We start from the raw sequence: 23,653 nt of genomic DNA, 5'->3' as shown, positions 1-23,653 counted from the left end.
GTTATAGTTTTCAAACAAAACAGCGCTTATTTAGCGCTGTTTTTGTTTGTCTAATCTGAGATCTGTCCAGCATTCATTTATTAATGCATGGGTTAACATAAAGCAACATCCACAACTTCAGCATGCAATGTCGCAAACTCAGCCTACAGACCATACGACGACTCACAACACCTTGGTTTATGATATTCGCCACAGTCGCTATATCAATTTAACCAGTCGTTGCACCTTACGTTGCAAATTTTGCCCTAAACATAATGGTAGCAAGCAAGTTGCTCAATATGATTTAACCTTAAGCAAAACCGTTACTGCTGACGATATATTGCCATTATTCGGACAGGTAGATAAGTTTGAAGAGTATGTGTTCTGCGGATATGGAGAACCGACACTGAATTTAGACGCCCTGCTGACAATAGCGAAAGAATTGCAAAGTCGTGGCGCCCAAGTCAGGCTTAATACCGGCGGATTAGGTAACCTATTTCATCGTCGCAATATTTTACCTGAACTGGCCACGTGTATTGATGCGATGTCGATATCACTCAATGCAGACACAGAGCAGGCCTATGTTGAACATTGCCAACCCAAATTAACACACGCTTATAGTGCTGTGCGTGAGTTCATCACCTTAGCCCCACAATATATCCAATCAGTATCGGTCAGCGCAATAAACGGGCTAGCTGGTGTTGATATTGAGAAGTGCCGAACAATTGCGTTTGATGCTAATTGTCACTTTACTGAACGCCAACTTGATATCGTGGGTTAGCATGATTTAATTAACTAATTCATGCTAATATTAGCGTCCACTTCACTTTAGTGTAGTTTGGCTACTTATACAGACAAAGTTGGCGCAATGTTTAAAAGAAAAACAACAATTTCAGGTATTACATCCCTCATTGCTTCAGTCCAAGATATTCATTGGTCTCGCACCCAAATTTTATCACTTTTTAGTCAGGTTATTTTATTGCTGATTGGGCTGATTATTATCAGTAGTACCATCATTGATATGGGTGAGCGCAGACTACAGGAAGACTGGGCTGGCCAACGATATAGCGAATTACAAACAGTAGCCTCACTCGCCACTGACAAAATGGGGTTTTTACAATTTAGAACCCAAACATTTGCTAATGGGGAGTTGCTTCGTCAATACCTTTCTAGCCCGAATGAAGAACAAAAACAAAAACTTTTTCAAAGCTGGAACTCTCTAACACAAAACATTCCTGAATTACTTGGCCTGGCATTGTATGACCCACAAGGAAAACTTAAATTTTCCACATCAAATAATTTAGAAAACTTAACCCTACCCCAAAAATTATTGAAAGGGAAAAGCACCATGGGAGGTGCTGAAATATACTCCTCTGATATGGCATTTACCCCGATTGATGGCAAACTCGAACCCTATATATATCAACTTGCATGGTTAGAAAACCTTGATCAATCTATCAATGGTTATCTAGTCACATTTAACTCTGTTACCCGATTATTAGATACCATAAAACCGGCTTTTTTTAATCCTAACTCGCCGTTATTGTTATTAGATAGTCAGAGTTTTTTATATGCTGGCGCAAATCAGCCTAGTCCATTAAATAATATGCCTGATACCTTAGGAGCAAGTTTAAAACAAACCAACCCTGAGCTGTGGCAATCTATGGCGATGAACAATTTCGGCCAATTTCACAGTAAAGACTCAACATTTGTTTATTTGAAGGTGGAGCTTACCGGGCAAAGTGAATCGAAAAAAGAATATTTCTTTTTATCTTATATTCGTCACCAGGATATCGCTGCACGTTTTGATCCCTGGAAAATGGTACTTATCGTTGCCAGTATTGTGATCGGGTTATTGGGCATAGGGTTAATTGTTTTTCGCCAGCGTTATTTAATGGAAAATAAGGCCAGAAATAATAGTATTCGCTTGTCGAATGGATTATTTAATACCGAGTTAAGTTACGCTATCGTCAATGATAGTGGCCGAATTCTGGGAATTAACAACAGTGCTGCAAACTCATTAAATTATCAACTAAACACCTTAACCGATCGCAGTTTACAGCGAGTGATCAATCTTTCTGACGACAAATTTGAAGCGCTGAAAACAATTTTACGTACCGACCAGTATTGGTCTGGCTGTGTCAGTTTAGAAGATGATAACCATCAGGTTAATATCCACATACACCGCCAAGCACTATCGCAAAAGGAACATTACTGGATTGTGGTATTTAATGACATCAGTGAATTAGTTGCTAGTCGTCAACAGGCTTTCCTCAATCAATTGCTCAGCGAAAACGCAATAGCAACCACATTAACTAACGCTGAGGGAAAAGTAATTAACTGCAACCATAGCTTTGATAATTTAATGCAGCTGCGCGGCGAACACCAGGTTGATATTAAGACACTGCTGGGCAGCGAAATTAGTGATATTTGGAGTAATATTCTTACCCAGGTGACCCTGCAAGGTGAGTGGCAAGGTCATGTTACGCCATTTGATCAAAGCCGTTTTATTGAAAACTTAAAAATTACCGTCATGGGCCATATGTCTCTTGAAGGGGATATTGAATACCTTATCTTTACTGTCGAAACCAATGCCACGGGTCCTATCATCAATCAAAATATGATCACCCCAAAAAGCAGTATGGTGATGCGGTTAGTTGATTTAGAAAACTACTTCAACAATACCAGTGAAAACATTAAAGCCAGCTCAAGCTTACTGGTCATGGATATCAATCCAGAAGGTATTTTTAGTAACATGGGCGACATCAGTCAGCTTGAAAAGCGCCAGCAAGATATTGAGGTTCAAATGTTGATAGACTTACCGGCAAACTATCAATTAGCTCACTGGCAATTGGGTAAGTTAGTGCTATTTTTACCGCACACTGATGCCACCCGAACCCATTTATTTGCTATTGAGATGCTTAAAAAGCTCGCAACAAAACACTTAGATGAAGGTATAAATATTGGTATCGCAGGCTATTGTGCTCCTCAAAGCCTTGAGCAATACCTCATCAATGCAGATGTGGCATTAAAGCGCGCTAAGCAATCAGGTGACCAAAATATTTGCCAAGCCTTTACCCGGACCTTTGATTATGAAAGCAAGTCACCTCTGGAATAAGCACACTATTCCTGTTCAATACTAAATGGATTCACATTGTCAGGTAATTTGCTTTCAGTTATTTCAATAATACTTGAGCGGTTCATGGTCACTTTAAAACGAGCATACTCAGGCGCTTCTTTGCCATCTTTGAGCACCGCAACTAAATTGAGTTGATAACGGCGCTCTACAGATTCATGACTCACCTTCCCCTCTGATTCATGGTAGATTTTTGCGTTACCGCGCTCAAGGTATCTAGCAAAGGGAATTAAGCTGAAATTTACTTGCTCTTGAATTTGCGAATATCCTGCCTCAAAGGGTTTATTGGTGACTTTAGTCGCAATACGGTAGTGCAATGTTGTCGTGTCGACCTTATTTTGGCTATGACGTTGTTTCATAATTTCGGCGACATGTTTTGGAATATCTTGCGGGCGAATAAACTCCAACCACACTAACTGCTTAGCAACGATTGCTTGCGTAGTGGTATCACGCAATATTCGACTCCAACGCGGTCGTCCGCGCTGAATAAGGCGCCACATGGCATTGCGAATATCTTCTTTAAATATCTCACGAAAACCATATATCACTGCCAAAGTCAGTAATAAGGTCATCGTTAGACCATTGAAGAATCCTTGAGCCTTAAAAATAAGCGCTGACACAACAAGCATAACTAACCCTGTGGCTAATCCAGTCACAAACTTCTTTAACCCGATCCCTAAAGGCTTTAATTCTTCTTTTAATACTACCCCTTGCTGAATAAGCCGACGAAGCAGTAACATTTTATTAGAAATACGATTTGCATCTTGCTTAGTTTGAGTCGAGTTATAACGCTTTTCTACTTCACGATATTGATTTTCGCTGCGACACAGTAAAATAACTTTCTCTGTAATGTCATTATATTCAGCACTACGAGGTCGAGACGCTAAGGTTTTAAGTAATTGTTGCTCGCAAAACCAGGACAAATAATTGTCGGCGTGCTCAAAGTATGACTTCCATTTTTCTTCACTGGGTTCATTACGGCGGAATTTTTTTAGTAACTGTGCGACGAGTTCGCACAAATCATTTAAGACGGGATAAAATTCATTTGCCTCTGACTTTTGACGTAACTCTTTAGCATCGGTTTCAATCGCAACAGCAAATTGATAAGCAAATAGATTAAGATATAAACGAAACTCTTCTAAAGTACGCTTATTCAAACTGGCAAAACGAGATTGAACTAGCGGTAAATGCAGCCCTTTGGAGTAATATGAGCGTCGGCCAACTATACCGCTATGATAATATTCCTCCTCATTTAAGGTATTACTACCGATCGACATTTCATTAGGTAAAAAAAAGTACAAATCAAAAGTTCGTTGAACGCCTGTGCCCATTTGATGGCTAAATTTAACCGAAAGCGCTTCTTCTTGTTTAACTTTTACCTTTGCCACTGATCCACTCTACTCGCATATTCGATGCTAATAATCTTACTATAGATTAGTTAAATCTCTTACAATCTTAATTTAATTTAATTTAATCAGTTACAACCAAGATTAAAGTGTAACAGTCTGAAAATTAAGTCACTAATTTGTTAGATACAATAATTTAAATCTCATCGTTTAAGTTGCATAGTTTACATACAATAAACCATCTTTTAAAAGATATTTGGGGTATAAATTAGCTATAAAGCTCAAATCTTCGCCATGATACTGACAGGAGGTGAAAAACTGAAATATAGATAAACACACACAATGATGATCAATATTAGCATCAAAAAATATAACCTATAGGGCATGGTTTTATAGGGCAAACCTAATAAACTAGATGCACGAACCACATTCCTTTTATACAGTACGGCTCCTTGTCCTGGAATGTATTCGAGTAAGCAAGCTTGCTCTTTACCTAAAAAATGGACTAATGATTCAATCGTTTTTGAGACACTTACGTGGGTCATAGACGATGATGCGAGCTGACTTATTGGAACGACCTGGCCTCGATGCAGAACTAGCTGTTCAAGCACCCAAAATTCTTGATCATTTAAAGGCCAGCTGAGGTCTCTTGAGGGATCAACGAATAATTTATTGGGCCGATCAAACCAACAACTCCCGATTTGCATGCCTTACTCTCGCTAGGTTCTAAAAGGTGATCTAGCCTCACATTTTAAGTGCTTACCGACCATGTAAATGCCTTTACAACGTCGAAGTCATTCAACATTATTTGCCATATTGTGCACCTAACTAGCGATTAAAATCGTGAACCTGAGCGCGAATCGAACATATTAAAGTAATAATATCGATTTTATAAAACGGGGATAGCAGTGAAATCAAGAGAAATACTTTAAATTCAAGCTAGAGTGCAAAAATATAGCTGGTAAATACCAGCTATATTGAGGTAAAAACACTCAAACAGAAAGATTAAAAGGCATATAACAAGGTCATATTAGTTTCTGTATCAGTGCTTTCTTTACCTTCAAGCGGATCGCTATTATAACGCACAATAACGGCGAACTTCATTGCTAGTGCGCCAACAATGTTTGCGGTTAATGATGTTTCTGAGCGTGCATCTAATTTTTCACCCCAGTCGGCAACAAAACGTTGTTGGAATTTAGATGAATCACTGATTTTAGTTTGATAATTTAACACGGCGTGAGCAACAACGCTGTCTTCAGAATCATAGCCTTCAGCCAGTGCCGTTTCTTCATCTAAACCTTGATAAATATAACCGGGACCAATTTCAGCTTGTAGAGATGTATCTGCAGTATCAATAAGGCGATGACCATAACCTGAAGAGGTTGTTGAGGTAAAATCATAACCAGTAAAAGGATCGACTTCATAATTGGTGTTAGCGAAAATATAGCTACGCTCATTAATTTGATAGTTACCTTGAGCACCGACAAAATAACGTTTTGCAGTGACATCACCGGTATCTTCTTTATAAAGCCCCTCGAATAAGTATTGGTTTTCCCAATTATCTAGCTCATGCTTCAAATCTAAACGTGCTTTAAAAGAAGATGTATCTGTGTTGCCTGTCGTTAAGGTTGCCCCTAATTCAGCTTCCCCACCAAATGTGTCATCACCTTCAACAAAATCAGCACCAGCTTGAGCTGTGAATGGTATTGCAAATGTTATTGCAGCAGCTAAAAGCAATTTTCTCATATTATTAGATCCTTTTCCGTACGTTAATCCTCTCAAAATCGGACGTATATTAACACTTTGATAATAAAATTGAAAAACTGACTGAACGGTATGCCTTACTAAATATTGATTAATCATGCTCTAGTACTAGACTTTTTGATTGCCAGCGTCCACTGCGCCAGCGCCATAACATGGCTAATCCACGCACCCACTCATCAACCGCCAAAGCGGCCCATATGCCAACTAAGCCATACTCTAAATGAATACCGAGCCAATATGCCCCAGGAACCGCAATACACCACATAGAGAAAACACCAACAAAAAACGGAAATTTGGCATCACCACTGGCGCGTAATGCATTAATCACCACTAAATTAAATGTGCGTCCAGGCTCCATAAACAAGGTGAGAATAAATAACGGTGCCACTAATTGCAGCACATCGGTTTCATCGGTAAACAATGCCACAAGATCTTGGCCCCAAATAGCGGCTAATGCGGCCACTGAAGTGGTGACTATTAACCCCAACTTCAAAGCACGATACATTTGTTTTTCAGCAGCCTTAATAGCTTTAGCTCCCACTAAGTGACCGATAATGATTTCATTACCAATACCTATGGATAATCCAAACAACAAAATAAACATACAGATTTGAAAGTATAACGACTGTGCGGCTAATGCTTTATCGCCCATCAAACCAACAAATGAGGTCACCACTAAAAACTGCAACATCCAGGACAAATTCTCTCCCGCTGCGGGCAAACCAATGTGAAACACTTTTTTAAGCATTGTCCATTTTGGTTTAATAATTGAAGGGACATGCAGGCGAATTCCGGTATAACGTACAAAAAGAACCAACATGATGCATACACCGATAATACGCCCCGTGACAGTGCTAATTGCCACACCGGCCACGCCCATTTCAGGTAAGCCAAACCAGCCATAGAGTAAGAGTAAATTACCGATAAATGTGATGATATTAATCGCTAATGTTACCCACATAGCTTGCAAAGTATGACCATGGGCGCGCATTGCTCCAGCAATACACATCGCCATAGCTTCAGGAATTAAACATAAGCCGACAATTTGTAAATATAACTTACCGTCTGCAAGTAAGTGCTCAGGTAAATTCATTAAATAAAGAATAGAGCTGGCACCTGCAACAACGCCAAACGCCGCAACCACTCCCACACCTAGGTTAAAACCGATAGCTGAGTAAACAACATCACGGGCAGCAGCTTTATTTTTAGCACCAAGATATTGGGTTATCACCACACTTGCACCAATACTGACAAAGCTAAATAAGGTAATGGCTAGTTGAAACACCATATTGCCAACAGACAAGGCTGCAACACCTTGATATGAAACATGACTTATCATAAATGTGTTTAACGCTGCGGTTAAAAAGTGCAGTGCAAAATCAATAAATAATGGCCAGGTTAAGCTAAATAATGATAACGGTTTATCTGTCGTGGTTTGCATAATTGCGGTTTCACTAATGTTTGTGATTAATAATGAACAAGAGAGTAGGTCGATATTTAAATTCGACTCGGATTAACAGATTACAATTACAGTATGACGAAAATGCACCAACTAACAAAAAACTATAAATGCTATCAAACAAAAAGCCCGCCGAAACCTAAGTCTGACGGGCTTTAACGCGGCTATAAATTAGACTATTTTTGGGTCTAACTCGCCAGATTGATAAGCTTTATACATAGCCTGTAACGACTTAGGCTTAATTTTAGATGCCATACCAGCACAACCAAACGCTTCATAGCGCGTAGTACAAATGTCTGCCATAGCTTCCATTGATGCTTTTAAGAATTTACGTGGATCAAATTCTGCTGGATTTTCAGCTAAGAATTTACGAACTGCACCAGTAGATGCTAAACGCAAATCGGTATCAATATTCACTTTACGTACGCCATGCTTAATCCCTTCAACGATTTCCTCTAAAGGCACACCGTAAGTTTCAGGGATCTGACCGCCATACTGATTGATAATCTTTAACCACTCTTGTGGTACTGAAGATGAACCATGCATTACTAGGTGAGTATTAGGAATACGGGCATGGATTTCTTTAATGCGATCTATTCGTAAAACATCACCTGTAGGCTTACGACTAAACTTGTAAGCACCATGGCTAGTACCAATAGCGATAGCTAGCGCATCTACATGGGTATCAGCCACAAAACGTGCCGCTTCCTCTGGGGTTGTTAGCATTTGGTCCATAGTCAGAATACCTGCAGCGCCGATACCATCTTCTTCGCCAGCTTCGCCTGTTTCTAAACTGCCTAAACAACCAATTTCGCCTTCAACAGACACACCACATGCGTGTGCGAAAGCAACAGTGCGACGAGTCACATCCACGTTATATTCATATGAAGCTGGTGTTTTACCATCGGCCATTAACGAGCCGTCCATCATAACTGACGACATACCTAATTGAATAGAACGCTGACAAATATCAGGATCGGTACCGTGATCTTGGTGAATACACACTGGAATATCTGGATATTGCTCAAGCGCTGCAGCCATTAGATACTTTAAAAACTGTGGACGAGCATATTTACGTGCACCCGCAGAGGCTTGCACAATAACAGGGCTGTCTGTTGCTTCAGCCGCTTGCATAATTGCACGCATTTGCTCAAGGTTGTTTACGTTAAAAGCAGGTACGCCATAACCATGTTCAGCAGCATGGTCTAGCATTTGTCGTAGAGAGATAAGAGCCATTTTTGTTCTCCAATTATAGGGTGATTACTCACCTAGGTCGCTATTTTTTGGATGGATTTTTATATTCCTTAAGCTAACAATTGTTAGGTCTGTTAACTTAAGGAACGGTTTTTTATAATAATTATTATTTTTATCGCTTAACGCTTATTCTGCGCCGCGTTGTTCAAGCATTTCTACAGCAGGAAGCTTTTTGCCTTCTAAAAACTCTAAAAAAGCACCGCCGCCGGTCGAAATGTATGAAACTTTATCTGCAATATTGTATTTATCCACTGCCGCTAAGGTGTCACCACCGCCAGCAATAGAGAAGGCTTTTGAATTTGCAATGGCCAGGGCGATACGTTCAGTGCCTTTACCAAATTGATCAAACTCAAATACGCCAACAGGACCGTTCCACACTATCGTGCCAGCTTGTTCAATAATTTTTGCCAAAGCTTCGGCACTTTCTGGGCCGATATCAAAAATCATGTCAGTATCACTCACATCGCTCACAGACTTTAGTGTCGCTTCAGCCGTTGGGCTGAATTGGCTAGCAACCACAACATCTGTAGGGACAGGAATGTCAGCACCGCGACTCTTAGCGTTAGCGACTAAACGCTTAGCTTCATCAAGTAAGTCTGCCTCATATAATGATTTGCCTACATTGTGACCCGCTGCAGCAATAAAGGTATTGGCAATACCGCCGCCCACAACGAGTTGATCAACAATACCGGACAAGCTTTCTAGCACAGTTAACTTAGTAGAGACTTTAGAGCCACCAACAATTGCCACTAACGGACGAGCTGGGTTATCCATTGCTTTGGTTAAAGCATCTAACTCTTGGGCCAATAATGGGCCAGCACAAGCGATAGGAGCAAACAGACCAACACCATGGGTTGATGCCTGGGCGCGATGTGCGGTGCCAAAAGCGTCCATAACGTACACATCACATAATGCTGCCATTTGCTTCGCGAGTGCTTGATCGTTTTTGCCTTCGCCAACGTTAAAACGCACGTTTTCAAACACAACCACTTCACCCGCTTTAGCGTCAACACCGTTAAGGTAGTCATCAGCTAAACGAACTGGGCAATCCAGTGCGTTAACTAAATAATCGACAACTGGTTGCATCGAAAACTCAGCATTGAATTCGCCTTCAGTTGGACGTCCAAGGTGAGACATCACCATCACAGCAGCACCTTTTTCAAGTGCAAGCTTGATTGTTGGTAATGCAGCACGTAAGCGTGCATCACTTGTTACAACACCGTCTTTAACAGGTACGTTTAAATCTTCACGGATAAGCACGCGCTTATTTTGCAGATCTAAATCGACCATATTGATAATAGCCATAATTAGCCTTTCCTTATAAATGTAAAAATTAAAAAACAAATCTGTTGTTCACCGCCGATGCATCATCCACGGTTAAAAATCATTCATGCCCTTTGATTTAGTTATTTAGTTATTTAGTTATTTTTAGCATAAATCATCAGGAGTATTATTTTGACTGCTTAGCTTGGATCATCGCCAAGCTGGTGTCGAGCATGCGATTAGCAAAACCCCACTCGTTGTCACACCATAAGAGTAATTTTACCAAATGCCCGGCGCTGACACGCGTTTGGGTGCCATCAACAATACTCGACCGCGGGTCATGGTTAAAATCACATGACACTAATGGCTCTTCTGTATATCCCAAAATACCATTAAAACTGCCATTTGAGGCCAAGGCTAACACCTGATTAATTTGGGCTATATCGACTTTTTTCTCAAGGGTAACGGACAAATCAATCGCTGTAACATTGATTGTTGGCACGCGCACTGAAATGGCCTCAAACATATCTTTCATGTGGGGCAATATACGCTCAATACCGCGTGCTAACTTGGTATCCACTGGAATAATTGACTGACTGGCGGCGCGGGTGCGACGTAAATCATCATGATATGCATCAATCACTTGCTGGTCATTCATCGCCGAATGGATCGTGGTAATTGCGCCACTTTTAACCGTAAAATGCCTATCTAACACATCGATAACTGGCACAATACAATTGGTTGTACAGGATGCATTGGACACGACTGTATGCTCAGGGCGCAGTAAATCATGATTCACCCCATAGACTATAGTGCCATCAACATCGGGAGAAGAAGGATGAGAAATAAGGACTTGTTTAGCACCTGCTTGAATATGCACTTCACATTCTTGACGATCATTTAAGCTACCCGTCGCTTCATAAACAATATCGATATCCAGTTCAGCCCAAGGTAGTTGACTTGGGTCAGACTGATTAAGCAATAGAATGGCATCATCACCAATAATAAGATGATTGTCTTTTAAGCTGACCTGATGTTTAAAACGACCATGGGTTGTATCGTATTGGGTAAGATGACGAATAGCGTCGGGTTTTGCGAGTTCGTTAATCGCAACTATTTGAATTTGGTCACGCTTCCCTGATTCATATAACGCCCTCAGAATGGAGCGACCAATACGACCATAACCATTTATTGCAACTCGAATCATTCCATTCCCAGCATAAAGAGAGAGATTATTAAGGCAGAAAAATAAAAAACGGCCAACACATAAAGTGTCGGCCGCCATATTATACACAATTAAGCACTTAACATATAAGCGCTAATTTGAGTCAATCGTGGATCATGTTTTTAAGCCAGTGCTTTGACTTTGCTAACCACATTATCAACGGTGAAGCCAAAGTGCTTCAATAAGTCGCCACCCGGTGCTGACTCGCCGAAGGTTGTCATGCCGACAACATCGCCATCAAAGCCAACATACTTATGCCAGAAATCAACATGAGCCGCTTCAATTGCTACGCGTTTAGTCACAGATCGAGGTAATACAGACTCTTTGTAAGCTGCATCTTGCTTGTCAAACACATTGGTCGACGGCATAGACACTACGCGTACTTTGATGCCATCGACAGTTAATGCTGCAGCAGAATCAACCGCTAACTGCACTTCTGAACCGGTAGCAATTAAGATAACGTCCGCAGCGCCTTCACAATCAAGCAGCACATAACCACCTTTAGCGACATTGGCTAATTGCTCAGCGCTACGCGCTTGAGCCTTAAGACCTTGACGGCTAAAAATTAAAGACGTTGGCGATTTGCGAGTTTCAATTGCAGACTTCCAAGATACTGCTGTTTCAGCAGCATCACATGGACGCCATACAGTCATGTTAGGTGTCATACGTAAGTTAGCTAATTGCTCAACAGGTTGGTGAGTTGGGCCATCTTCACCTTGACCGATTGAGTCATGGGTATAAACGAAAATGTTCTGAATACCCATTAATGCAGACATACGTACCGCATTACGTGCGTATTCCATAAACATCATGAAAGTTGCGCCGTAATTGATGAAGCCGCCGTGTAATGAGGCGCCATTCATAATGCCACTCATACCAAACTCACGCACACCGTAATAAATGTAGTTACCGGCTGCATCGTCTTGAATACCTTTTGAACCTGACCATAGCGTAAGGTTTGAACCCGCTAAGTCTGCGCTACCACCAAGTAACTCAGGTAACATAGCACCAAAGAAACCAATTGCATTTTGTGATGCTTTACGACTTGCAATGCCTTCAGCTTTATCTTGGCATTCTTGAATAAATGCTTGTGCTTTTGCTTCAAAGTCTGCCGGTAAATCACCGTTTAAGACACGACGTTCAAACTCTGCCGCTAATGCTGGGTGAGCCACTTTGTATTCAGCAAATTTGTCATTCCATAATGACTCATTAGCCACACCTTTATGCTTAGCATCCCAACCAGCATAAACATCTGATGGAATGTCAAAAGGAGCATGTGGCCAGTTTAAGAATTCGCGAGCCGCTGCAATTTCTGCATCACCTAATGGTGCGCCGTGACAATCATGGCTACCCGATTTATTCGGTGAACCAAAACCAATAATTGTTTTACAACAGATCATTGTAGGCTTATCAGTTACAGACTTAGCTTGTTCAATTGCGGCGCGGATTGCATCAGGATTATGACCGTCAACATCAGCAATAACATGCCAACCGTATGCTTCAAAACGCTTAGGCGTATCGTCAGTAAACCAACCTTCAACGTGACCATCGATAGAAATACCGTTGTCATCCCAGAATGTAATTAGTTTACCTAAACCTAATGTGCCAGCTAATGAACAGGCTTCATGTGAAATGCCTTCCATTAAACAACCGTCGCCTAAGAAACAGTAAGTGAAGTGATCAACGATATCGTGGCCATCACGGTTAAACTGTGCCGCTAAGGTTTTCTCAGCAATCGCCATACCAACGGCATTACTGATACCTGCACCTAATGGACCCGTGGTGGTTTCAACACCAGGGGTATAACCATATTCAGGGTGACCAGGCGTTTTAGAGTGCAACTGACGGAAATTTTTAAGCTCTTCAATTGGAAGCTCATAACCCGAAAGATGTAATAGAGAGTAAATAAGCATTGAGCCATGGCCATTAGATAAAATAAAGCGGTCACGGTCAGCCCAGTTAGGGTTGGTTGGATTATGCTTTAGGAAATCATTCCATAATACTTCAGCAATATCTGCCATACCCATTGGTGCGCCTGGGTGTCCAGAATTGGCTTTTTGAACGGCATCCATACTTAACGCACGAATTGCGTTTGCGAGTTCTTTACGAGATGACATGCTCTCTCCTGCTTGTTTAATGAGGTCTAGCGGGCAATTGTGGAGACATATTTTCCCCTACTAGGCGGCGCGACGCAAATTAATATTTTTCGTGTGTATCAATTCAAACATCAGATTGGCTAATAAAGCGCAATAATTGCCATAAATTGGCTTAATATAGCAGCTTAAATAGTGGCATTAAGCTTCCATCAAAGCGGACATTATTGGTTCAGGTAATTTATTTATTGGGTTTATATTGTCTAATTATGTATACAGTTACGTTAAAACCTCACGTTCGAAATGTCACTTAAACCTTAAATTTCATCACGTTAATTACACAGAATAGCAAACAGCTTATCTTGCTGTTTAACATTTTCATGAAACATTGCACAATTCTACGCTTTAATTCGTATAGTGGGGTGTTATCAAAATCAATTTCGACTAGAATAGACGTCTAGACGTATATAAATTTATATTTTTTATCAGCAAACGATGAGATTTCCGACTATGGCAAAGCACTTGTTCACTTCTGAATCAGTTTCAGAAGGTCATCCAGATAAAATCGCCGATCAGATTTCTGATGCGGTATTAGACGCAATACTTGAGCAAGACCCAAAAGCTCGTGTTGCGTGTGAAACCTATGTCAAAACAGGCATGGTATTAGTGGGTGGCGAAGTGACCACTTCTGCTTGGGTTGATATCGAAGAAATTGCTCGTAAAACCGTGCGTGACATTGGTTATACTCATTCTGATATGGGTTTTGACGCTGATTCCTGTGCAGTTTTGAATGCAATTGGTAAGCAATCTCCTGATATTAACCAAGGTGTTGACCGAAGCGATCCTGCTGAGCAAGGTGCTGGCGACCAAGGATTAATGTTTGGTTATGCGAGTAACGAAACTGATGTGTTAATGCCTGCACCTATTACTTACGCGCACAAATTAGTTAAACGTCAATCAGAAGTGCGTAAAGATGGCACCTTACCTTGGTTACGCCCTGATGCAAAAAGCCAAATCACCTTTGCTTATAACGATGGCAAAATTGTCGGTATTGATGCAGTTGTGTTATCAACCCAACATAAAGAAGAAGTTAAACAGGCTGATTTAATTGAAGCTGTGATGGAAACCATCATCAAACCAGTATTGCCTTCACACTGGTTAACTAAAGATACTAAATACTTTATTAACCCTACTGGTCGTTTTGTTATTGGTGGTCCTGTTGGCGATTGTGGTTTAACCGGTCGTAAAATCATCGTAGATACCTATGGCGGCATGGCTCGTCATGGTGGCGGCGCTTTTTCGGGTAAAGATCCATCAAAAGTTGACCGTAGTGCGGCTTATGCTGCGCGTTATGTGGCTAAAAACATCGTCGCTGCTGGGTTAGCTGATCGCTGTGAGTTACAAGTGTCTTATGCCATTGGTGTTGCAGAGCCGACTTCAATTAGCATTGAAACATTTGGCACAGGTAAAGTATCAGAAGAGCTACTGATCAAGTTAGTGCGTCAACATTTCGAGTTACGTCCATATGGCTTAACTGCAATGTTAGATTTGGCTCGCCCTATCTACCAAAAGACTGCGGCTTATGGCCACTTTGGCCGCAGTGAGTTCCCATGGGAAGCAACTGATAAAGCTGAAATTTTACGTGCTGATGCAGGTTTATAATCAATACTGTTAGCCTAAATTAAAAAACCGCCATTAAGGCGGTTTTTTATTGTCTGCATTCCAAGAGCCGTTAAATCTACACGTCGCAAAAATGGAGCGCTAATGTAATCGGCAATCAGCAGTGATCAAAATGAGCGCTTTCGGCGCACATAAAACCGATTTGCTGCATGGTCATAATCGGTACAGTGATTGTGTTCACGACTTGAATATTGCTGCCTTGTACATCTATGGGATCAATTAGGCTAAATCCTACTTCATATTGATTTATCTTGCCACAATCTATCCAGCAATAATCCATCTCATGACATTCATTATCACAGCCATCACTTTCTTGATTATCACTTAACCCTAACCACTTAATGGCATAACGCGGTGTCGAGTGAACCGTGTTATTGGTGATTAATATTATCTCAGCGGCATGATATTTATATTGATGTTGCGCTAGCACAGCGACAACTAATTTGGCGTTATCGAATGCACTCAAACGCAATCCAAGATAAGGCGCAAACAACTCATCAAATTTAGGCGGTATATTCAGCATTTTTATCTCAATAAATCACTCGAACTAACAAGTAAAAATCACGCTGTTGAAAACTAAAGAAATCGACAACTTGCATATCGGCATATTGAGTATGGGCACTGAAGGAACGGCTATTATCTTCAGCAATATAGGCAACTAAATATCTAACCTTGCTGCTCACCGCCTCGGCAATATGATTAACTAAGTGAGCAAAAATGCCTTGGCCACGATACTGTTCAGCTATCCATATTGGTCCATATTGACAACTATTGGTTTGAGTAAGCGCTAATTTAACACCATCACGTTCAATGTCTAATTGCGGCAGCTTTTGAATTATTTTTTGGTACAGTGCTTGTTTAGCAAAGAAGTCCCATTTAGCAGCAATAACGTAACCGACAATCTGCTGGTTATCTAGCGCCAGCATGATCCAATGTTGATTGATTAATAAAGTCACTTGCGCAGCCGTTAAAGCCTGCCCTTGAAGACTGGGATCAAACTGGCCTAGCTCAGCATTAACATGGGTGCGTTCTAGCTCGACTAACTGCGAGACATCCGCGAGATTGGCTTTGCGATATAGAATCACTCTTTTTCCTGCGGCTTGTCGGATGGGGAATTTTCAGATTTAGGTGCTTCAGCTTTATCACTTTCAACTGACGGAGGCTTAGCTAAAGCAGTATCTTGTTTTTTAGCCCATTCGATGACTAATGCTACAGGATAGGGCGTCATCATTGTTAAACCTAGGCCAATAAGGCTCGCCACCATCAACATTCCCTGAGCACGCTGGCTAGATTCGGTAAAAATCAGTAAATAGCTGCCCGCAAATAACAGTAATGACCCTAAGTAATGAAGCCCTTTTAACCATTTAATCATATCGATTTCTCACTAATAGGCCGATGACGTGTTATCACTTTGACACAGTATCAAGTAGAATAGCTTCAATTGAAGCAATTTAGGCAAATACAGTAAACATGATAAAGCATTTTTTAGGCGCCGCAGCAGTTATTTTTTCATTAAGCGCATGCCAAAGTTATTCAGATATTGATAACACCACAACACTTGTTGGCCAGTGGCATATTGAATCCGTGCTGTCAGAACCAACTATTGATTACAGTCCTGCAAAATTAGTTTTTTCTGACAACGGTCAGTTAACAGGCAACACTAGTTGTAATCCATTTATGGGTCAATATTCACTTAAAAATGATTTGCTGACGCTTTCACCCGCGGGCTCAACCCGCAAAGCTTGTATCGAAGCACTCATGGTACAAGAACAAAGAGTGATGCAAGCACTACCTTTAGTTTATAGCGCCAAGCTTAATCAAAATAAGTTACGTTTAGTCAATAAAAGCGGCCAAACCATTATGGTGCTAAGCAAATTAAACAAATAGCTTAACCTTCCCAACTTGTGACTAAGTAAACTATTTACTACACTTCACACAGTGCTTTAAATTGAATTTATATTCACAAAAAATGGACTTTTCTTGACTCAAGATTCATTTCTATTCAAAATGTAGCGTTTTTTTGAATAACAACTATAAGAAGAAAATACAATATGCCAACCAATAAAAATCAGGATGATCTGGTCAGAACATTTAAAGCAATCTTAAAAGAAGAACGCTTTGGCAGCCAAAGTGAAATCGTTAATGCGCTTCAGGCTGAAGGATTTGGCAATATTAACCAATCTAAAGTATCGCGAATGCTGAGCAAATTTGGCGCAGTAAGAACCCGTAATGCCAAACAAGAAATGGTCTATTGCTTACCCGCTGAATTAGGCGTGCCTACAGCTGGCAGCCCGCTGAAGAACTTGGTACTTGATGTTGACCATAACCAAGCCATGATAGTGGTACGTACCAGCCCTGGAGCAGCCCAGTTAATTGCACGACTATTGGACTCAATAGGCAAACCTGAGGGTATTCTAGGCACTATTGCCGGTGACGATACTATCTTTATTAGCCCTTCAAGCATCAAAACAATTGATGATACGCTTGAAACGGTTAAGTCTCTGTTTAACTTCACTGAGTAACTGCTTAGTTATACTAAAAAGCAGCTGTTGGCTATCATTGAATCCCGAAATATCAATGCTTGCCACTAAATACCCAATAAAAAAGCAATGCTTTGGCATTGCTTTTTTATTGGGTATTTTTGTTAACAGCGACGGCTAATAATCATTATTAATGACAGCTGCTACTCATCTACCGTAGACATTACTCTTCTTCCCACTGGGTGAGAAAATCCAATGAAGGTGCAAAAAAAGATGACCCGGTTAATGCTTTAGTAAACAGCATTAAATGGTCATGGTTACCATGCCCATCACCATAAATCATGCTACGTAGCATTTGCTCAAAGTTATCAGGTGTCTTGCAGCTAGAGATAAACATCAGTCCCTGCTCTTTAACTGAGCCGTATGGCATACTTTGACGTAAAATTTCCATAGTATTGCCATCAGCATCTTTTAAATTAACCCGTTTGGTATGGCTGGTTAACGGCTTATCGGCAGATTCATATTCAATATCATCTTGTTTAGTCCGGCCGAAAATATCTTCTTGCTTCTTAACAGGCAAACGTTGCCACTTACTTAAGTTGTGAGCAAATTTCTGTACATGGATATAGCTACCTGACTTAAATTCAGGATCTTCCTCTGCCACCAAAGCCACCTGTTGACGATGACGACCTTTAGGATTTTCAGTACCATCAACAAAGCCAGTTAAATCTCGGCTATCCATAAAACGGAAACCGCGCTCCTCATCAATCAGCTCAACCAAGTCTTCAAACATTTGGTTAATTTCATTGGCTACCAGATGCAAAATATCGAAACGGTCACAACGAATATGAATAAATAAGTCATATTCGATAGCCGGCGCATCACGGTTACCCTCATTCATTGCAGGGAAAGGTTTTAACAGTGCGGGGCGGGCCTGTGGATAATATGTGTCCCAAAAATTAGCCCCAATACCAACAAAGCCATTAAAGGCACTATCAGCATATTGATCTGTTAGCTCATAGATATATTGCGCTACATTAGCAATCGAAGGACGCAGTTTATCTTCAACGCCGTCATTGGCATTAAACATCAAATAAATACTATGTAAATTACCTTCAGCACATATCCCTAATTGCTCGCGCGGCATAACCTGATTATCCATATTGAAACAAACCACCTAGATTGTTATCGGAAAGGAAGACTTAAACTGAACGATTTAATTCAGTGTTCAATCAATTGAAACTCTTATAATCATCATAAAATAATTTTTCAATAACACAAATCAAAAAATAACCAAGGGGTGCGTTGGTGCAAATAAATTAACTTTTTGCCCTGGCGATAACTGTAACATTTGGCTTTTTACTTCCAAACAATGCTCTTCAACTTTGACCCAATAATGACAAACCGTTCCTAAAAACCTTCTATCCACGATAGTGGCGACGCCATTATCATCAGCAACCAGTTCAACTTGTTGCGGTCTAAGCAATAAGTGCCCTTGATAATCTACAGGATAATTTATAGCCGCACTACTTTGGAGTAAACCAATTGGTGATGATACTTGCTGACTATTTGTTACCTTTATTGGTAAATAATTTCCAGCACCTAAAAACTCAGCAACATAACGGTCTGTAGGGTAAGCATAAAGGTCTTCAGCCAAACCGTGTTGAATAATAGCGCCCTGCTTAAATAAAGCTAATTTGTCAGCAAATACAAATGCTTCATCTTTACTATGGGTGACAAATACAGCACTGACATTACGTTGCTTCAAAATGCTTCTTATTTCAAGCATCATCTCATTACGTACTTGAGCATCTATGTTAGAAAAAGGTTCATCAAGCAAGAGTAACTGGGGTTCATAGGCCAGCGCGCGTGCAATGGATACACGTTGTTGCTGCCCGCCAGACAACTCATGGGGGTAACGTTGGCCTAAGCCGTTTAGCTTAACTAGTTCTAGCATTTCATCTAAACGCGCTTGACGCTCAATTTTATTCAAACCTTTGACGCCGAAAAGAATGTTATCGGCCACATTGAGGTGAGGAAACAAAGCATAATCTTGAAAAATCATTCCTACCCCGCGCAGCTCACTAGGTATAAATATTCCATCACCGGTAAGAGTATTGCCATTGATTTGAATTGTGCCCTGACTAATGGGCTGTAAGCCAGCAATAGCGCGAAGTAAGGTGGTTTTACCACAGCCACTGGGGCCAAGCAAAGCGACAATTTCGCCTTGTTGCAGGGTAAGATTGAGCCCGTTTAAAATCACCTGTCCTTGGTAATCACTGGAGACATTTTCGATGGTAAGAGTCGACATATTAGCGAGTATGCTCCAATGAACGGTTAAGATAAATCAACGGAATAAGTCCAACAAATACAATTACAATAGCTGCCAGAGCGCCATGCTCGAGCTTTTCATCAGACACAAATTGGAAAACATAGGTCGCTAGATTTTCAAAGCCAATTGGCCTTAATAATAGCGCTGCGGGCAACTCTTTCATACTTTCAATGAATACCAGTAGCGCACCAGCCAATAAGCCCTTGCGCAATAGTGGCAAATGAACACGCATTAGTAGCTGTTTAGGCTTTTGGCCCATAGTAATACTGGCCATATCTAACGATGGTGATATGCGCTTATAACTACTCTCAAGGCTACCAATTGCTATCGCTAAAAAACGCACCGTGAATGCAAATACAAGCGCAAAAACACTACCCGTAAAAAACAAACCAGGGCCGCGAGCGCCAAACCAGTCATAAATATCATTAACCGCAAAATCTAAATAGGTCAAAGGTACTAGCACACCAATCGCTAAAACTGTGCCAGGTAAGGCGTAACCAGTGCTACTTAAACGCGATGGCAGGGAGTCCGATTGCCTAGGACTCACTCGACGTACAAACATCAATATTAAAGCTAATAATAAACATATTAAGCTAACGAGTACCGCAATGTACAAACTATTCCAGCTATATTGCCAAAAACGATCATCCCAACTTTGGTCAAAATAATCGATGGCATAAGCGCTCAAAATTATAAACGGTAGTAAAAATGCAAATAATAATAGTGCACTACAGTATGCCCAAGCTGCAAAAGATTTAATCCCTGTCAGTCGATATCTATCATTGTCACTCAGCGCTGATTGCTTTTGAAATAACTCTTGCTTGCGCCGGGCAAATCGCTCAACGCCAACCATAGTAAAAATCACTAATAACATAATCGCTGACAATTTGGCTGCCGCGGTTAAACTGCCATAGCCCAGCCAAGTGTCATATACCGCCGTGGTTAATGTTGGTACAGCAAAATAGCTTACGGTGGCATAGTCGGCAGCGGTTTCCATTGCAACCAGTGCCACACCAACCGCCAACGCTGGACGTGACATAGGTAAAGCTACCCGCCAAAAGCTGCGCCAAGGGCTAGACCCCATAATGCGCGATGCATGTAATAAACTAGAAGACTGCTCCATAAAAGCGGTACGAGCCAATAAATAGATATAAGGGAACAGCACTAACGATAACATGATCGCTGCACCACCTAGGCTACGAATAGCAGGAAAATAATAATCGTGTGGAGAACTCCACTGAAACAAATCTCTTAGGACACGTTGTACAGGACCTGCATAGTCCAGCATATCAGTATAAACATAGGCGACTATATAGGCTGGCATAGCCAAAGGTAATAGCAATAACCATTGAAAATATCGACGCCCAGGAAACTCACAACGGGCAACAAACCATGCTGCAGGGACGGCAATGACTAACGAGCCAATACCCACCAGCAGCATAAGCAATAAGCTATTAGCAATATAGGTTGGAAGTACGGTATCAAACAGGTGCTTAAAAACGGCTTCATCGGGAAATGTGGCTTGCATTATTAATGCAATAAGCGGCAGTGTGATCACCGCCGCTATTAAGTAACCAGTAAGCGACCAGCTTCTGGATAAACCTAAAATCATAACAACTATCCAGTTAAATCAATACGGTGCAATCCTCGACACTGTATTGAGTGACAATGCAAAAACTGGCGTAATATCAATATTGATATTAAAGGTCGAATTTTACTTCATCAAGTAGCTTCACTGCCGCTTGATGATTTTCAGCCAATTTATAAATAGGAAGTGAATCTGCTTTGAAGTCGCCCCATGATGCCACAAGTTTTGACGGCTTCACATCAGCTTTAACCGGATATTCCATGTTAACGTCCGCATAGGCTTGCTGAGCAACATTAGAGGTTAAAAACTCCATTAATTTTATTGCATTATCTTTGCTTGGCGCAAACTTAGCTAGCGCCATACCAGAGACGTTAATGTGTGCACCTCTGTTAGCCTGATTAGGGAAGTTTATCTCAACGGCTTCAGCCCAGCTTTTTTGATTCTCATCCATCATCATATTGCCATAGTAATAACTATTACCAATAGCAACATCACACATTCCCTCTTTAACCGCTAACACTTGGTCGCGATCATTACCCTGGGGTTTGCGCGCTAGGTTAGCTTTGACGCCTGAAAGCCAGGTTTTAGTTTCTGCTTCGCCATGATGCGCGATCATAGAGGCCACTAAAGCGACATTGTATGGGTGCTTACCACTACGAGTACAAATTTTACCTTTGTATTCCGGTTTAGCTAGGTCTTCATAATCGATATCAATCTTGCCGGTGCGCTCTTTTGAAGAATACACATTACGTACGCGCATAGTTAGTGCATACCAATCATTCGTAGGTGAACGATAAACCTCAGGAATATTGCTATTAATCACATCATTGTTAACTGGAGAGACAAGATCTTTTTCAACTAATTCCATTAAACGAGAAAAGTCAGAGGTTAATACAACATCAACTGGAGACAAACGGCCTTCACGTTCAATTCGTTCTGCAATTCCATCTTTAGCGAATACAACATTGACCTTAATACCAGTATTTTGAGTAAACTGCTCTAGGATAGGTTCAACCAAAAATGCTTGTCGATATGAATATACAGTTAACGCCTCATCCGCCATTGCAGAACTGGCTAAACATGCTAAACCTAAAATCGCAGTGCCTTGTACCATTTTCATTTCCACATTCTCCTTGGTTGATTTAAACTGCCAAAAGCAACTAACAATGATAATAGTTATCAATCGCGACAAGGGTAAATGATCAGCACAAAAGGAGCAAGCGCATTTTATTAAATTTGTATTGATGTTGACTTAGATCTCGCTCAGTACTGCAAGCATATAACACTGTGGCTTATTACCAGTACTTCTCTACTGTTATTTGCCCAGGAGCCCTTCTTAGGTTTTTAGTTAACCCTAATTCTAATAGTGCGGTTTGTGCATCAGAAATCATCCCAGGATTACCACAAATCATCACTTGAGAGTCTTCTGCATTAATCGTTAATGACGCTTTTTGTTGTAACAGACCATTATTAATCGCATCGGGAATACGACACATTAACGCATCTTCGTAGGATTCACGGGTAACAATAGGAATAAAGTGAAATTGTTGAGAATATTTTGCTTGTAGCTGCTTAATAGATTCTAAATACGCTAAGTCCGACGCTAAGCGTACACCATAGACCAAAACAACTTTTTCAAATCGCTGCCAAGGCTCGTCAGTTAACAACATTGAAATAAAGGGACCAACAGCGGTGCCAGTAGAAATCAACCACAAATGCTTACCTTGCAGTGCGCCATGGGGAATTTCATCTAGGGTCATGAATCCGGTCGCCTTGGGTGTCACTTCAATTGTGTCACCGGGGTTAAGTGATTGCAGATCGGGTGACAATTGACCATTTTCAACAGCTACAGCTAATATTTCGATATAATCGCTGCCTGGTGGGTTAACCACTGAATAAGCCCGAGCAATACGTTTTTCATCTCGGATTTGGCTTAACTTAATAAACTGCCCTGCGATATAAGGTTCAACAGGCGCTTTAATCTTTAAGGAAAAAAGCTTTTCATTCCAATCAATTCGCTCAATTACTTCACCAGTTACCCACATAACACACCC

20 protein-coding genes are annotated in these 23,653 nt (G+C 40.9%); 5 read left to right on the top strand and 15 right to left on the bottom strand.

What is annotated here, in order from left to right; translation table 11 throughout:
* Window positions 1-127 precede the first annotated feature (127 nt).
* Both ACRWQN_RS05740 and ACRWQN_RS05735 read left to right on the top strand, forming a co-directional pair.
* Complete coding sequence (locus tag ACRWQN_RS05740) at window positions 128-760, top strand: TatD family nuclease-associated radical SAM protein (protein WP_434940601.1); 633 nt, start codon at window positions 128-130, stop codon at window positions 758-760.
* Window positions 761-847: 87 nt separating this feature from the next.
* Entirely contained in the window at window positions 848-3,097 is a 2,250-nt protein-coding gene (locus ACRWQN_RS05735) for a PAS domain-containing protein (RefSeq protein ID WP_434940083.1), read from the top strand.
* A gap of 5 nt (window positions 3,098-3,102) precedes the next feature.
* Here ACRWQN_RS05735 and ACRWQN_RS05730 read toward each other — a convergent pair whose 3' ends face one another.
* From ACRWQN_RS05730 to tkt, 7 genes are all read right to left on the bottom strand, one after another.
* Window positions 3,103-4,503: a hypothetical protein gene (locus ACRWQN_RS05730; protein WP_434930403.1), complete on the bottom strand. Its 1,401-nt coding sequence runs from the start codon at window positions 4,501-4,503 to the stop codon at window positions 3,103-3,105.
* Between the two features lie 963 nt (window positions 4,504-5,466).
* Window positions 5,467-6,207 carry a DUF481 domain-containing protein gene (locus ACRWQN_RS05725; protein WP_226410933.1) on the bottom strand — a complete coding sequence of 247 codons (741 nt, stop codon included), beginning with the start codon at window positions 6,205-6,207 and terminating at the stop codon, window positions 5,467-5,469.
* A 109-nt stretch (window positions 6,208-6,316) separates the two neighbouring features.
* A complete protein-coding gene (locus ACRWQN_RS05720; protein ID WP_434940081.1) occupies window positions 6,317-7,666 on the bottom strand; it encodes an MATE family efflux transporter in 1,350 nt (449 codons plus the stop codon).
* A 189-nt stretch (window positions 7,667-7,855) separates the two neighbouring features.
* Window positions 7,856-8,920: a class II fructose-bisphosphate aldolase gene (gene fba / locus ACRWQN_RS05715; protein ID WP_226410935.1), complete on the bottom strand. Its 1,065-nt coding sequence runs from the start codon at window positions 8,918-8,920 to the stop codon at window positions 7,856-7,858.
* 144 nt (window positions 8,921-9,064) lie between these two features.
* Entirely contained in the window at window positions 9,065-10,243 is a 1,179-nt protein-coding gene (locus tag ACRWQN_RS05710) for a phosphoglycerate kinase (protein WP_434940078.1), read from the bottom strand.
* Window positions 10,244-10,388: 145 nt separating this feature from the next.
* Window positions 10,389-11,408, bottom strand: a complete 1,020-nt coding sequence (gene epd, locus ACRWQN_RS05705; protein WP_226410937.1) for an erythrose-4-phosphate dehydrogenase — start codon at window positions 11,406-11,408, stop codon at window positions 10,389-10,391.
* A gap of 140 nt (window positions 11,409-11,548) precedes the next feature.
* Window positions 11,549-13,543, bottom strand: a complete 1,995-nt coding sequence (tkt, locus tag ACRWQN_RS05700) for a transketolase (protein ID WP_434930405.1) — start codon at window positions 13,541-13,543, stop codon at window positions 11,549-11,551.
* Window positions 13,544-14,029: 486 nt separating this feature from the next.
* Between tkt and metK the strand changes: the two genes are divergently transcribed.
* Complete coding sequence (metK, locus tag ACRWQN_RS05695; protein WP_434928389.1) at window positions 14,030-15,181, top strand: methionine adenosyltransferase; 1,152 nt, start codon at window positions 14,030-14,032, stop codon at window positions 15,179-15,181.
* A gap of 115 nt (window positions 15,182-15,296) precedes the next feature.
* Here metK and ACRWQN_RS05690 read toward each other — a convergent pair whose 3' ends face one another.
* From ACRWQN_RS05690 to ACRWQN_RS05680, 3 genes are read right to left on the bottom strand one after another with little or no spacing between them, the layout of a single operon-like run.
* A complete protein-coding gene (locus ACRWQN_RS05690) occupies window positions 15,297-15,722 on the bottom strand; it encodes a hypothetical protein (protein ID WP_434940075.1) in 426 nt (141 codons plus the stop codon).
* Between the two features lie 7 nt (window positions 15,723-15,729).
* Window positions 15,730-16,284 (bottom strand): GNAT family N-acetyltransferase, encoded by a 555-nt coding sequence (locus ACRWQN_RS05685; protein WP_434928387.1) that lies wholly within the window; start codon window positions 16,282-16,284, stop codon window positions 15,730-15,732.
* Window positions 16,281-16,571 carry a hypothetical protein gene (locus tag ACRWQN_RS05680; protein ID WP_434940074.1) on the bottom strand — a complete coding sequence of 97 codons (291 nt, stop codon included), beginning with the start codon at window positions 16,569-16,571 and terminating at the stop codon, window positions 16,281-16,283. The genes ACRWQN_RS05685 and ACRWQN_RS05680 overlap by 4 nt, the downstream gene beginning before the upstream one ends.
* Window positions 16,572-16,669: 98 nt before the next feature.
* Here ACRWQN_RS05680 and ACRWQN_RS05675 point away from each other — a divergent pair, with 98 nt between their 5' ends.
* Both ACRWQN_RS05675 and argR read left to right on the top strand, forming a co-directional pair.
* Window positions 16,670-17,086, top strand: a complete 417-nt coding sequence (locus tag ACRWQN_RS05675; RefSeq protein ID WP_434928385.1) for an META domain-containing protein — start codon at window positions 16,670-16,672, stop codon at window positions 17,084-17,086.
* A 164-nt stretch (window positions 17,087-17,250) separates the two neighbouring features.
* Entirely contained in the window at window positions 17,251-17,721 is a 471-nt protein-coding gene (argR, locus tag ACRWQN_RS05670; protein ID WP_226410943.1) for a transcriptional regulator ArgR, read from the top strand.
* Between the two features lie 181 nt (window positions 17,722-17,902).
* On the opposite strand, the gene ACRWQN_RS05665 is transcribed toward argR, so the two are convergent.
* From ACRWQN_RS05665 to ACRWQN_RS05645, 5 genes are all read right to left on the bottom strand, one after another.
* A complete protein-coding gene (locus ACRWQN_RS05665; RefSeq protein ID WP_434940072.1) occupies window positions 17,903-18,841 on the bottom strand; it encodes a Dyp-type peroxidase in 939 nt (312 codons plus the stop codon).
* 120 nt (window positions 18,842-18,961) lie between these two features.
* Window positions 18,962-19,990, bottom strand: coding sequence for an ABC transporter ATP-binding protein (locus ACRWQN_RS05660; RefSeq protein ID WP_434940071.1), 1,029 nt, complete (start codon window positions 19,988-19,990; stop codon window positions 18,962-18,964).
* A 1-nt stretch (window position 19,991) separates the two neighbouring features.
* Window positions 19,992-21,623, bottom strand: a complete 1,632-nt coding sequence (locus tag ACRWQN_RS05655) for an ABC transporter permease (RefSeq protein ID WP_434940068.1) — start codon at window positions 21,621-21,623, stop codon at window positions 19,992-19,994.
* Between the two features lie 88 nt (window positions 21,624-21,711).
* Window positions 21,712-22,719, bottom strand: coding sequence for a Fe(3+) ABC transporter substrate-binding protein (locus ACRWQN_RS05650; protein WP_226410947.1), 1,008 nt, complete (start codon window positions 22,717-22,719; stop codon window positions 21,712-21,714).
* A gap of 175 nt (window positions 22,720-22,894) precedes the next feature.
* Entirely contained in the window at window positions 22,895-23,644 is a 750-nt protein-coding gene (locus ACRWQN_RS05645) for a ferredoxin--NADP reductase (protein ID WP_434940066.1), read from the bottom strand.
* Window positions 23,645-23,653 lie beyond the last annotated feature (9 nt).

It is taken from the genome of Shewanella sp. HL-SH8, assembly GCF_051165765.1.
In the GTDB taxonomy this organism is placed as follows: Bacteria; Pseudomonadota; Gammaproteobacteria; order Enterobacterales; family Shewanellaceae; genus Shewanella; species Shewanella glacialimarina.
This window is presented reverse-complemented; position numbering and strand designations above follow the sequence as displayed.